Here is a 13,330-nt window from a genome sequence, read left to right on the forward strand (position 1 = left end):
TTTCTTACTTTTTATTATTTTGATGATAAAGCATGGCTTCACGAGCCATTTTAAATATTTTTGAAGAGAATACGAAATCTAATAAAGCTTGATTATCAGAAGTTACGATAGAGTTTTTATCTCCTTCCCATTCTTTAACTCCGTTTTTTAGGTAAACTATATTTTCACCTATTTCAAGAACAGAATTCATATCGTGAGTATTTATAATAGTAGTTGTGTCGTATTCACGGGTAATTTCATGAATAAGTTTATCTATTATTTGAGAAGTCTGAGGGTCTAAACCTGAATTTGGCTCATCGCAAAATAAATATTTTGGATTATTAACAATAGCACGTGCAATAGCTACTCTTTTTTGCATTCCTCCGGAAATTTCAGATGGAAATTTCTTACGCGCATTTGTTAGATTTACTCGTTCTAATACTTGATCAACCCGTTCCCTCATATCTTTTTCAGATATATTTGCAAACATTTCAAGAGGAAACTTTACATTTTGTTCAACCGTCATGGAATCAAACAGGGCACTCCCTTGAAACACTGTTCCTATTTCGCTTCGTAAATTTTGCCTTTCAGATACAGATAATTTGGATGCATCTGTATTTTCGTATAGAATTTGTCCGGAAGTAGGTTCAAATAAGCCAAGAAGACATTTAAGAAAAACAGTTTTTCCGGAACCACTTTGTCCGATAATTAAATTTGTTTTTCCTTTTTTAAAAGTAGTAGTAATCCCTTTAAGGACTTCTACTCCATCAAATGATTTAGTAACGTTTATTGCTGAAATCATTGTTTAATCTAGTAAAAGTTGAGTTAACATTAAATTTGTGATGATGATAAGGACTGTTGTCCATACAACAGCTGAAGTACTATTACGCCCAACTTCCAATGAACCGCCTTTTACGGTATAACCATAATAAGAAGGTACTGTTGCTATGATAAAGGCAAATACGATAGTTTTTATAAAACAATAGTAAATAAAGAAATCAGGTGATGCCATTTGAAGTCCTTGAACATAATCTACCGGGGCCCAGCTTCCGGAAAAACTTCCCGCAAAATAACCTCCCAGAATACCCATCAAAAGGCTAATCATGATTAAGATTACATTAAAAAATAAAGAAGCAACCACTTTTGGAAGAATTAGATACGATGGGCTGTTTACTCCCATGATTTCCAAAGCATCAATCTGTTCGGTAACTCTCATAGTACCGATGCTCGATGCAATAAAAGAACCCACTTTTCCGGCTAATACAACACTAATTATTGTAGGGCAAAATTCCAGTATAAGAACCACTTTGGTTGCATATCCCACATAATAATCAGGAATAGGGAAAGAGGATGTCTTGAAATTATTATACATTTGAATGGCAACTACTGCACCCACAAAAAAAGAGGTGAAAGCAACCAAACCCACGGAATTAACTCCTAAATCATTTATTTCTCTAAGTAAATTTTTTCTGAAAATTTTTCTTTTTTGGGGTTTTTTAAAAACCCTTGCCATTAAGAAAGAATATGCTCCAATATTCGAAATCATCCCCATAATGGTGCGAAGTTACTATTTTTTTATTTTTAAAAAAAGAAAGATTATTTTTAAAGGAAACCGTTTTAATGGCAACAACTTTTCGCATGCGATCTTTGTTCCAATTTTAAAGCTTTATCTGAGGGAGACAATAGATGAATACCTAAACCCAACCCTCTTAGTATGAATAAAATGCCTATTAAAACTATAAAGTAGGGAAATATTTTTAGAATCTTGAATCTAACTTTAGCTCCAATAAATTTACCGGTTAATGTTGTTATGAACATGAAAGGAAATGTCCCTAATCCAAAAACGGCCATAAATAGCATACCTTGAATAATTCCACCGGCAGCAATCGAAGAGGTTAATGCTACATATACAGCACCACAAGGAAGAAATCCATTAAGTACTCCAGTAAGAAATCGGGAAGTATTATCTTTCCTTTGAAGAAATCTACCTAAAAATAGTTTAATTTTAATCATGAACTTATTTATCGGTCTGAAATTATCTCCAATTTCAGTGGTTTTTCCCGGTAATAGTACCATGAGAATTAATAGAATACCGGCAAAGATTGATATGTATTTTTGATATCCGGCTATATTAAAGCTTTTACCCACAATTCCTAAAATGCCTCCTAATAAAGAATAAGTGGTTATTCTTCCCAATTGATATAAAATATTCTGAGTATAGAATTTAAATTTATTAGTTGCATCCAACCCGATGGAAAAAGCGATCGGGCCGCACATTCCTATGCAATGAAATCCCCCCAATAATCCTAAACTAAGTGCTGTATATAAGTAAACGATATCTAATTCCATGTTAACGGTATTTCCATCTGATAATTAGTTTTTTCTTTTTCCCAATATAATTTTAATGTATAATTTCCTTTTACTAAAACTTTAGACGGAATTAATATGGTATTAGAAGGAGATAAATCAAGTTCTTTCTTGTTAATATCTAAAGCTTGAGAATTGGCTCTGAAAAGTTTAAATTTTCCGGTGGTATTAGTATAATTAAATTCTTTTGGAAAGATTATTTTAATGCCGAATTCAGGTAATATTTCAATTTTAGGTTTTTCTTGTAATAAAGCAGCATGGTTGGTAGCATCAATCTCTTTTTGATAATTTATTTCTTCTTCATAATAATTATCTGTTACCAGGTCAAAAGTATTCTTTGAAAATTCAATGGTGAATATCAATGTACAAATAAATATAATAAAGCAGGCAAGTGCTAAAATAACCCCGTGCCCCCAAGTAAATTTAAATTTCATAATTAAAATCGGATTTTAGACGGACCAATAAAATTAGTTTTATACTCATCTACTTTCTTACCATTTTCGTCAAAGATACCAATAATTACTTCTTCTTTGGTTTTAATTAAATCAGACTGAGGAATTTTAATAGTAGCTGTACCTTTGAGAGTTTGTTTAGGTTGTATGATAAATTGTGTACCATATCCTACTAAAGTTATACTTGCATGATTGGGTTTAAGTATTTTTACGTTTAGTTTTTTCTTTTCGGTAGTTTTATTAGAAAATATAAATTGATATTCATCAACAACTAATTGTTCTTCTATAGTAAACTGAGTACCTACAATTTTTAAAAATTTGGTTTCCACACTTGATCTAATGAACAATAATGATATACAAACCGATGTCAAAACCAATAAAGCTATGGTGTAGGCAATTAGTCTCGGAGTAAATTTGAAATCCGTTCTTTTTTCAATCATATTTTCCGAAGCGTACCTAATTAGACCTGTTGGCATTTTCATTCGTGTCATTACCATATCACAAGCATCAATACAAGCAGTACAGTTCACGCACTCCAATTGACTTCCGTTTCTTATATCAATACCCGTTGGACAAACTTCAACACATTGTTTACAATCTATACAATCTCCTTTTCCTAAAGCTTTTCTGTCTTCATTTTTCCTCCAACTTGCTCTCCCGGCAGTACCTTCTCCTCTCACGAAATCATAAGCAATATTTATCGTGTCTTTATCAATTAGTACCCCTTGAAGTCTGCCGTATGGACAAACAAAAGTACATGCCTGTTCTCTAAACCAAGCAAATACAAAATAAAATAAAGTGGTAAATATGATATATACTATAAATACAGTGACATTTTTTGAAATACCTTCTTTAAAAATTTTTTGTATCTCATCGGTGCCTAAAACGTAGGAAAATAATACAGCACATATTAGTAAAGAAACAATTAAAAAGATGGACCATTTTAAAATTCTCTTTTTAATTTTTTGGCCGTTCCATTCTTGTTTGTCGAGGCGAATTTGCATATTTCTGTCTCCATCGATAAGAAATTCAATTTTCCTGAAAACATGTTCCATAAATATAGTTTGTGGACATATCCAACCGCAAAAAATTCTCCCATAAGTCACGGTAAATACAATGATAAAAACCGTAGTTGTAACTAAACCTATACCAAAAAGATAGAAATCGGATGGGGAAAAATAAGCTCCGAATATATAGAATTGCCTGTTTAATATATCAAATAGGAAAATAGGATTTCCATTGATTTTAACAAATGGAAATATAAACAAAATGATGAGAAGGAATGCACTGACTATATCTCTGTATTTTGTGAATTTGCCATGAGGCTTTCGGACATAAACCCATTTTCTTTCTCCTGATACGTCTGCAGTAGCAAGGTTCTCTCTGAATTCTTCCTTTTGTTGTTCAAGGTCAGGAATTTTTTTATCCTCCGTTTCCTGAGACATGATGTTTTGTTTATTTAGTTAATTATTAAGTTTGATATCTATAATTATACTTTATTTCATTAAATTCTACATTTATAAAAAAGAGTAAAATTATATTTAAAAAGCAAAAGTCTGTTAATCTCCAATTGAAACTAAACAGACTTTTATATAATTTTTATTTTACTTCTCTGAGTTTGATGAGTTTTGCGTAGTTGCAGCCGGGGGAGTTGTTTCAGTTGGTGCTGCAGCTGTACCGGATCCCCCTTTATATGCTTTGGACCAAGGGGCTAAATTACCTTGAGGTTCTTTGGCGGTTTTATCTACTGAACGGCCTTCAGAATCTTTAGGAGAATTTTTATTAAGTTGGTACAAGTAACTTGCCACTTTAACAATATCATTTCCTTTTATTTCTCCGGTCGCTCCGAATGCTCTCATGGTAGGATTATTTTTACTACCGTTCCATACTGTATAAAAAATATTTTTAAATTCAGAGTCTTCTTTTGCGTTATTGTATTCTTCTTGAATATTAATCCAATAATCATCCGTTTGGTTAGGACCGGAAAGTCCTTTAGCTCCCTCGCCATGACAAGTTTTACAAATTTGTTCATAAATTACCTTTCCATCTGCTACTGCATCCGGATTAAATTGAGCGGTTTCTATAGTGGCTTGAGGAGCTATCTTTTCATATTCGGCAATTTCAGCCATCTGAGTTTTATATTCTTCTTCATATTCAACATCCGGATGCGCAAAACTTGTAAATGCATAGGAAAAAAGATACACAACACCGTAAGTGATAGTTACGGCAAATAAACCTATATACCATCTAGGCAATTGATTATCCAATTCTTTTATATTGTCATACCCATGATCTATTAATTTAATCTCACCGGTTTCTTCTGCTTTGCTTTCTTTGAATGCGTCTCTCCAAAGTCGAGTTAAATAAGGGGTTTTTAAAAGTTCTAAATAGTCCTTTTTTTCACTGTCAGAAAGTAACTTAAATTTTTCAGCATCTATTAAAGCATTTAAAGAATTGTTAATAAGTAATAACACAAAAGAAATGGCAATAGTGGCTAAAAATATAGGATTTGTGATGAAATCAAAGTTTTGCAAGAACATGTAAAATGCACCGGTAATTAAAAATACCGATAAGATAGCATTTATGACAAAGGGTGTTCTAGGTTTCATATGATCATTTAGTATTTATATTATTAGTTCTTTTTTCATTATCCTCCAAGGGTAGATTGCTCATATCGTTATAGTAATTTTTTGGTTTGTTCATTACCATAAAAGTTACTCCAAGAAAAAATAAGACAAAAAGCAGAAGAGCTAAGCTTTGATAAATTATGGCATTATCTACTCCTGCAATTATTTTATTATAAAATTTGAGCATTTTTCTAATTATTTGCTGTTTCTACCTGTGTTTTTTTGATATCAACACCAAGTCTTTGTAAATAAGCAATTATAGCTACAATTTCCCTTTTTTCCAATGGAACAAAGTTAGCACCCTCAGCCTTTGCAGAGGCATCAAAACCGGCCTTATAGTCGGGTCTGTCTGTAAATATACTGGCTGCAATTTCTTTTGCTTGAGCCTCCATATTTGATTTATAATTGTCAATATCCTTTTGTTCGTAAGGAACATTGAACCAATTTTTCATTAATTCTAACTTTTCTTTAGTTTTGGAGACATTTAATTCGTTATAAATTAACCACGGATATCTAGGCATAATGGATCCGGGAGAAGTTTCTCTAGGGTCGAATAAGTGAGTAAAATGCCATGAATCTGGATTTTTTCCTCCTTCTCTGTGTAAATCAGGTCCGGTTCTTTTAGATCCCCAAAGGAAAGGTCTATCGTATACGTACTCTCCTGCTTTAGAATATTCTCCGTATCGAACTACTTCATCTCTAAAAGGACGTATCATTTGGGAATGACAGGCATTACAACCTTCACGTATGTATAAGTCTCTTCCTTCCAATTCTAAAGGTGTATAGGGTTTTACACTTGTTATTTGTGGTATATTGGATTTAACGAAAATGGTTGGTAAAATTTCCACGGCTCCACCAACAGCCAAAGCAATTATTGCTAAAACAGAGAAGAATAGAGGCATTCTTTCTAACCAGGAATGCGTTTTTTCGTTCGGGCCTTTTGCCGGAGAAACATGTAAAGCAGGAGCTTCTGCCTCTTCGTTAGCTATAAATGTACCTTTTCTAACAGTTGCAATAATGTTTATAACTAATAATATGGCTCCTGAAAGATAAAGTACCCCTCCAATAAATCTAAATATAAAGAAATATCTTAGCGATGTAACGGTTTCAAGGAAATTCTTTGTAACAAGAGTTCCATCCGGATTAAATTGTTTCCACATTAAGCCTTGAGTAAAACCACTCATGTACATAGGGATAACATATAAGATGATTCCCATAGTTCCTAACCAAAAATGCCAGTTGGCTAATTTTACAGAATATAGATTAGTTTTAAATATTCTTGGAATGATATAATAAATAACTCCAAAAATGATGAAACCGTTCCATCCTAAAGCTCCTAAATGCACGTGTCCTATAACCCAATCGGTAAAATGTCCGATTTTGTTTAATGTTTTAGTAGCCAATAAAGGACCTTCAAAAGTAGCCATACCGTAGCAAGTTACTGCCACAACAAACATTTTAAGAATAGGATCTTCTCGTACTTTGTCCCATGCACCTCGTAAAGTTAATAACCCGTTAAGCATACCTCCCCAAGAAGGCGCTATTAACATGATGGAAAATGCGGTTCCCAGCATTTGTGCCCATGCAGGTAAAGAGGTATATAATAGGTGATGAGGACCGGCCCACATGTAGACAAATATTAAGGACCAAAAGTGTATAATAGATAATTTGTAAGAAAAAACCGGTCTATTGGCAGCTTTAGGTAAATAATAATACATTAATCCTAAGATAGGAGTAGTCAAGAAGAATGCTACTGCATTGTGGCCGAACCACCATTGCACCATGGCATCTTGAACTCCTGAATATATAGAGTAACTTTTTGCTCGTAAAATATTTGAATCTAACGGGATTGCCAAGTTATTAAATACCCACAACAGGGTAATTCCACCCCAAGTAGCTATAAAAAACCAAATGGCAACATACATATGACTGATTCTTCTTTTAGCAATGGTAATAAACATGTTCAATCCAAATAATATCCAGATTATGGCTACCATAATATCAATCGGCCATTCATGCTCTGCATATTCTTTGGATGTATTTATTCCCATTAAGAAGGTTATTACTACAGAAATGATAATTAATTGCCATCCCCAAAAATGAATCCAACTTAACAGATCATTGGTTCGAGATTTTAATAATCGCTGGGTAGCATAATAAAACCCTGTAAAAAAACCATTACCTACAAACGCATAAATAACGGCACTGGTGTGAAGCATTCTCAATCTTCCATATCCCAAAAAGCCTTGTGATCTGGCTAAATCGGCTCCTTCAGTACCAAAGAAAAATTCAGGTAATGTCGGTATGAATAATAATGAGGCTACAGTAAGTCCGACTATAAAACCAACAATACCCCAAAGTATAGTGGCATAGGCAAACGCTTTTGTAATTTTATTATCATATGAAAATTTTTGTGTTTCCATTGGTGTTATGTAGTTACTTTATTATTTTTCTTTCTTATCGTTTTTGGATTCTGTTGAATTGCCATCATTGGAATCAAATAAAATTCTTACTGCAGGTGATTCATCATCATCAAATTGTCCTTTCTTGATTCCATAGATAAAAAGGATCAAAAATATAACAGCTAATGAAACACTGCATAATATCATTAAATATAATATTTCCATACTGACTGAACAAAAATACATTTTATTTGATATGAATGATAATGATTTGTAACATATTTTTACATTGCATCTTTAATTTAGAATATTTCTAAATTGAGGTATATTTTAGGTTATTTGATGTGTTTTCTAATAAAGAAATTACCTTATCTTTTTTTAAATGTTTCATATCCAATAACTTTACTTACCACGGTAGTGAATAGTACTACTGAAATGGAACTTACAGGCATAAGTATGGCTGCTACTAAGGGGGAAAGCCTGTTAGAAACTGCAAAACTTAATCCGATTATATTATAGCAAAAACTAATAATGAAACAAATGGAAACTATAACTAAGGCTTTTTTTGATAATTTTAAATATTTAGGTAGATAAGCAAAATTGTTTCCGTCTAATATGGCATCAGACGAAGGAGTGAAACTGTTTATATCATCTGAAATGGCAATACCCACATTAGATTGTTTTAAGGCTCCTGCATCATTGAGTCCGTCGCCAAGCATTAAAACTGTATGCCCTTGATCTTGTAAACTTTTAATATAATCGAGCTTATCTTGAGGAGACTGATTAAATTTAATAACCGTGTCTGTGGAAAATATTTTTTCTAAAATATGCTTTTCAGAATTATTATCTCCACTTAATAATGATATTTTATAATGGTTAAGTGATCTGATAATTTCTTTTAAATCTTTTCTGTATTGGTTTTTAATTTTATATAACCCTTTATATATACCATTGATGGAAATATAAACAGATGTTTCGGAATTAATATTTTTTTTATTTCCTACAAAATCGGATGAGCCTAATTTGTATTCTATACCCTTAATGAACCCTTTTATTCCTTTACCTATTATTTCTTCGTAGTCCTTAATAGATATATGATCAATGGGCATGGAAATAGATTCATAAAGTGATCTGCTTAAAGGGTGATTGGAATTTTGAAGTATAGCTTTTAAGTTTTTTAACTCTTCAATAGTAAGTTTTTCTCCTTCATAACTGATTTTGTTGACTTTATTAATCGTCAAAGTGCCGGTTTTATCAAAAACTATATGGTCTATTTTTGCCAGTTTTTCAACTGTGAGGGCATCTTTTACGTAAAATTTCTCTTTACCGAAAATTCTCATGATATTTCCAATGGTAAAGGGTGCGGAAAGAGCTAATGCACAGGGACAGGCAACAATCAATATAGCCGTGATTACTTGGTACATTTGCGAAGTGTTTTTTTCAATAAAATACCAGTATAATCCGCTTACAATTGTGATGATCAGTATGACCATCACAAAATATTTACTTATGTTATTGGTGATTGAATCAATAGTTGAAGTATCTTTTTTAAATGCTTCATTATTCCATAGTCGGGTAAGATAGCTTTGATTAACTTCTTTAATGATCTCTAGTTCTATAGTAGTGCCGGATTGTTTTCCTCCGGCAAATATTTTTTCTCCTGTTTTCTTTTCTATTAGTTTGGATTCTCCGGTAATAAAGCTGTTATCAATAAAAGCATCTCCATGAATGAGAATAGAATCGGCAGGAATTATTTCTTGATTGCGTATTAGTATTCTGTCACCTATTTTTAAATTTGAGATCAGAACATTTTCATGAGTTTTATTGGAGGTAATTTTAGTTACGGCTATGGGATAAAAGGATTTGTAATCTCTATCAAAAGCTAAAGTTTTATAAGTTCTTTGCTGAAAATACTTACCTAAAAGCATAAAAAATAAAAGTCCGCTTAGAGAATCGAAATAACCGTTACTCATTCCCGTATACGCTTCAAAGCAACTACGGGAAAATAAGGTAAATATGCCGATAACAATGGGCAAATCAATATTTAATACTCCGTGTTTTAGAGCTCCCCATGCAGATTTATAATAATCTGAAGCGCAATAAAAAACTACGGGTAATGAGAAAAGAAACATAAGAATTCTGAAAAAATAACTGTATTGTTGAAGCCAAGGGTCTTTTTCAGTTTCGAGAAATTCCGGAAAGGCAAAAAGCATAATATTTCCGAAAGCAAATCCGGCTATACCTATTTTTACAAGTAGGGTATGATCTACTTTTTCAGATTTTTTTTCAGTAGTTTCAAAATTAATGACCGGCTTATAGCCTAAATCTGTTAGAAAATTAGCTAATTCACTTAATTTATAGAATTCATTTTTGTAGGCAATTTGTACCGTTTTAGAAGAAAAATTAACAGTAGAATATGTAATATTGGTATTAATATTTTTTAAACTTTCCAATAACCAAATACAAGCACTGCAATGAATAACGGGTATTTTAAAAGTTATAAGAGTTAATCCCCCTTCCGAATAATCAATAATTTTATCAAAGATTTGAGGGGTGTCTAAAAATTCAAAATAATTTTGCCCCTTTTCAGGTTTTATTCCGGCTTTGGAGTTTAAATTATAGTAATTTTCCAATTTATTTTGATTTAAAATTTCGTATACAGATTTACATCCGTTACAGCAAAATAATTTATTATCAAAATCAATTGGAGTGTCCTCAATGATCTGTCCGCAATGATAACAATGCTCACTCATATATTTGTACTATCACTAAACCTGCAAAGTTATATCCTTTTATTTAAAATTAAAGTATTATTTTTGTCCGTAAATTATTAAAAATATGAGTAATATCATGCCTAAAAATTCAGTAGATTTAATAATATCAGAATTAAAAAATAAGGATGTTTTAAGCCAATTTACAAAAGAAGAACATAGCATATTGGATAAAGAAATGAAGGAGATTCGTTTTGAAAGAGGTCAAGAAATTATACATGAAGGTTATAAACCTACCGGAATATTTGGAGTTATAAGCGGTACGGGTAAAATTAACAGAAAAGGATATAATGGTAAAGATCAAATACTGCGTTTAGTAAAAAAAGGAGAAATTGTAGGATACCGTTCTTTATTAGGGGGAGAAAGTTTTAGTGCTTCTTGTACCGTTCTAGAAGATATTACTGCAGTATATATCCCTGAAATTATTTTTCATCGACTGTTAGAAATAAGTTCCAGAGTTTCTTTTGATGTATTAAAAAAAATATCCCAAGACTTAGGAGAAGCAGGAAAAACCATCACTTGGTTAGCTCAAAATACGGTGAGAGAAAGATTGGCTGCCGTTTTACTTCTTTTAGAGAAAAAACTTGATGTTGATCATGAAGGCTTCATTAAAATTACTCTTACTCGTGAAGAAATGGCAAATTTAATCGGTACAGCAACAGAAAGTGCGATACGATTAATTTCTGAATTTAAAAATGATGAGCTTATAGAAGTGGAGGGAAGAAGAATAAAAATTCTTAATCATCAAAAATTGTCCCGACTAGGGCATGTTATGTCATAAAAATTATAAATTTTAAATTTAAGCGTTGAGCTCGCTGAGTTCCAGCCATCTAGATTCTTTGTAATCTAAACTTTGAATAAGATTTTCCAGCTTATTGCTAATTTCTTGTATTTCATCAAAACTTAAACTCGAAGAGGATAATTTTTCAGTTAATTTATTTTTTTCTTCTTCTAACTGAGGAATTTCTTTTTCTAGCATTTCTAATTCTCTTTTTTCCTTGAAAGAAAGTTTTGGAGATTTGTTCCCGTTAGTTGGATTACTATTTTTTATTTCCTTTTTAGAAAAGTCTTTGATGATTTCATTTTCTTTTTCCTTTGATTTTAAATAAAAATCGGTATAATTACCTATAAACCAGGAAATTTTACCGTTGCCCTCGAAAATCATCAATTCATCAACCACTTTGTCCATAAAATATCGGTCATGGCTTACGATCAAAACACAGCCTTGATATTCATTTAAAAAATTTTCAAGAACAGTTAAGGTTGGCAAATCCAAGTCATTTGTAGGCTCATCAAGTATTAAAAAATTGGGATTTCTAAATAAAATAGATAGCAATTGTAATCTCTTTTTCTCTCCGCCGCTTAATTTAGATATATAAGTATATTGGGATTCAGGCGTAAAAAGAAACATTTCTAAAAATTGACCGGCAGTAATTTGTTTTCCATTGGATAGAGGAAAATAATCTGCTATTTCTTTTACAAAATCAATAACTCGTTGATCTTCTTTGTATACGAGGCCTTCCTGTTTAAAATGCCCTATTTGTAAAGTTTCGCCCCATTCAATAGTTCCTGAATCAAATTCTTCCTTTCTTTCAAGTATCTTCAAAAAAGTTGTTTTACCTACTCCATTTTTACCGATAATCCCGATTTTTGATCCTCTGGCAAAAGTATGGGAAAAGTTGTCCAAGATTATTTTATTTCCAAAATTTTTGGAAACATGTTCTAATTCAATGATTTTTTTTCCCAAACGAGTCATTTGCATGTCCAATTGAACTTGAGCATCAGAAATACTTTTTTTAACAAGTTCTTCCGTTTTATAAAAACTTTCAATTCTGCTTTTTGACTTGGATGTTCTGGCCTGAGGTTGTCTGCGCATCCATTCCAGCTCTTTTCGATATAAATTTTTAGCTTTATCGGTTTGAGCTATTTGATTTTCAATTCTTAGAGATTTGTTGGTTACATAGGTCTCATAATCGCCATTATGCGAATATAAGGTTCCGTCTTCCATTTCTAAGATCCGAGTGCAAATAGCATCTAAAAAATATCGATCATGAGTAACTAAAATAAGGGTTTTGTTTTCTTTGTTAAGAAAAAATTCCAACCATTCTACCACTTCAATATCTAAATGATTAGTTGGTTCATCCAGAATTAATAATACAGTGCCTTTTTCAAAGCTTATATCGATCAGGAATTTGGCAAGAGAAATTCTTTTTTGTTGTCCACCCGATAAATTTTTTATCTTTTGATCAAGGAAATCAATTTTTAATTTATTAATAATTTCTTGAATTACAGGTTCGACTTTCCATCCGTCCCATTGATCCATTTTTTCTATTAATCCTAATAATTCAGGATTGGAAGGATCATTCTGAACCATGGTGTCGTATTGATGAACGATATCCAATACAGGGTTAGAATGGGTAAATATATAATCTTCAGCAGTCAAATCATCATTAAATAGTTCAGATTGTTCAAACATAACTACTTTTATGTCTTTATTGAGCGTAACCGATCCGGAATCGGCAGATTCTAATCCGGACAGGATTTTTAATAAAGTACTTTTTCCACTACCGTTTTTAGCGACTAAAGCAATTTGATCTCCTTCATTTATATGAAAAGAAACATTGGAAAATAAAGTTCTTATGCCAAAAGACTTACTAATGTTTTCAACTGAAAGATAATTCATAGGGTATATATAGAAAAGCAAAAATACGCTTTCTAAATTATTTTATAAA

General features: G+C 31.9%; 11 protein-coding genes. 1 reads left to right on the plus strand and 10 read right to left on the minus strand.

All coding sequences use genetic code 11. The features are described from left to right. Window positions 1-4: 4 nt before the first annotated feature. The 9 genes from J3U20_RS03800 to J3U20_RS03840 form a co-directional block, all read right to left on the minus strand. Window positions 5-781, minus strand: a complete 777-nt coding sequence (locus J3U20_RS03800) for an ABC transporter ATP-binding protein (protein ID WP_105296789.1) — start codon at window positions 779-781, stop codon at window positions 5-7. 3 nt (window positions 782-784) lie between these two features. Next, window positions 785-1,531: an MlaE family ABC transporter permease gene (locus J3U20_RS03805; RefSeq protein ID WP_166004694.1), complete on the minus strand. Its 747-nt coding sequence runs from the start codon at window positions 1,529-1,531 to the stop codon at window positions 785-787. Between the two features lie 65 nt (window positions 1,532-1,596). Beyond that, complete coding sequence (locus J3U20_RS03810; RefSeq protein WP_160541696.1) at window positions 1,597-2,328, minus strand: sulfite exporter TauE/SafE family protein; 732 nt, start codon at window positions 2,326-2,328, stop codon at window positions 1,597-1,599. Next, entirely contained in the window at window positions 2,319-2,780 is a 462-nt protein-coding gene (locus J3U20_RS03815) for a FixH family protein (RefSeq protein ID WP_160541697.1), read from the minus strand. The genes J3U20_RS03810 and J3U20_RS03815 overlap by 10 nt, the downstream gene beginning before the upstream one ends. Window positions 2,781-2,782: 2 nt before the next feature. Continuing rightward, window positions 2,783-4,243 (minus strand): cytochrome c oxidase accessory protein CcoG, encoded by a 1,461-nt coding sequence (gene ccoG, locus J3U20_RS03820; protein ID WP_160541698.1) that lies wholly within the window; start codon window positions 4,241-4,243, stop codon window positions 2,783-2,785. A gap of 159 nt (window positions 4,244-4,402) precedes the next feature. Beyond that, window positions 4,403-5,407 carry a cbb3-type cytochrome c oxidase N-terminal domain-containing protein gene (locus J3U20_RS03825; RefSeq protein WP_160541699.1) on the minus strand — a complete coding sequence of 335 codons (1,005 nt, stop codon included), beginning with the start codon at window positions 5,405-5,407 and terminating at the stop codon, window positions 4,403-4,405. Window positions 5,408-5,616: 209 nt separating this feature from the next. Beyond that, window positions 5,617-7,848, minus strand: coding sequence for a cytochrome-c oxidase, cbb3-type subunit I (gene ccoN, locus J3U20_RS03830; RefSeq protein WP_160541701.1), 2,232 nt, complete (start codon window positions 7,846-7,848; stop codon window positions 5,617-5,619). Window positions 7,849-7,869: 21 nt separating this feature from the next. Continuing rightward, window positions 7,870-8,052 (minus strand): cbb3-type cytochrome oxidase assembly protein CcoS, encoded by a 183-nt coding sequence (gene ccoS / locus J3U20_RS03835; RefSeq protein ID WP_160541702.1) that lies wholly within the window; start codon window positions 8,050-8,052, stop codon window positions 7,870-7,872. Window positions 8,053-8,195: 143 nt separating this feature from the next. Then, window positions 8,196-10,580: a heavy metal translocating P-type ATPase gene (locus tag J3U20_RS03840; protein ID WP_160541703.1), complete on the minus strand. Its 2,385-nt coding sequence runs from the start codon at window positions 10,578-10,580 to the stop codon at window positions 8,196-8,198. A gap of 85 nt (window positions 10,581-10,665) precedes the next feature. Here J3U20_RS03840 and J3U20_RS03845 point away from each other — a divergent pair, with 85 nt between their 5' ends. Next, window positions 10,666-11,379: a Crp/Fnr family transcriptional regulator gene (locus tag J3U20_RS03845; RefSeq protein WP_255448154.1), complete on the plus strand. Its 714-nt coding sequence runs from the start codon at window positions 10,666-10,668 to the stop codon at window positions 11,377-11,379. An 18-nt stretch (window positions 11,380-11,397) separates the two neighbouring features. Here J3U20_RS03845 and J3U20_RS03850 read toward each other — a convergent pair whose 3' ends face one another. After that, window positions 11,398-13,281 carry an ABC-F family ATP-binding cassette domain-containing protein gene (locus tag J3U20_RS03850; RefSeq protein ID WP_160541704.1) on the minus strand — a complete coding sequence of 628 codons (1,884 nt, stop codon included), beginning with the start codon at window positions 13,279-13,281 and terminating at the stop codon, window positions 11,398-11,400. Between the last annotated feature and the right edge of the window lie 49 nt (window positions 13,282-13,330).

Origin of the sequence: Apibacter sp. B3919 (genome assembly GCF_026537405.1) — a bacterium.
In the GTDB taxonomy this organism is placed as follows: Bacteria; Bacteroidota; Bacteroidia; order Flavobacteriales; family Weeksellaceae; genus Apibacter.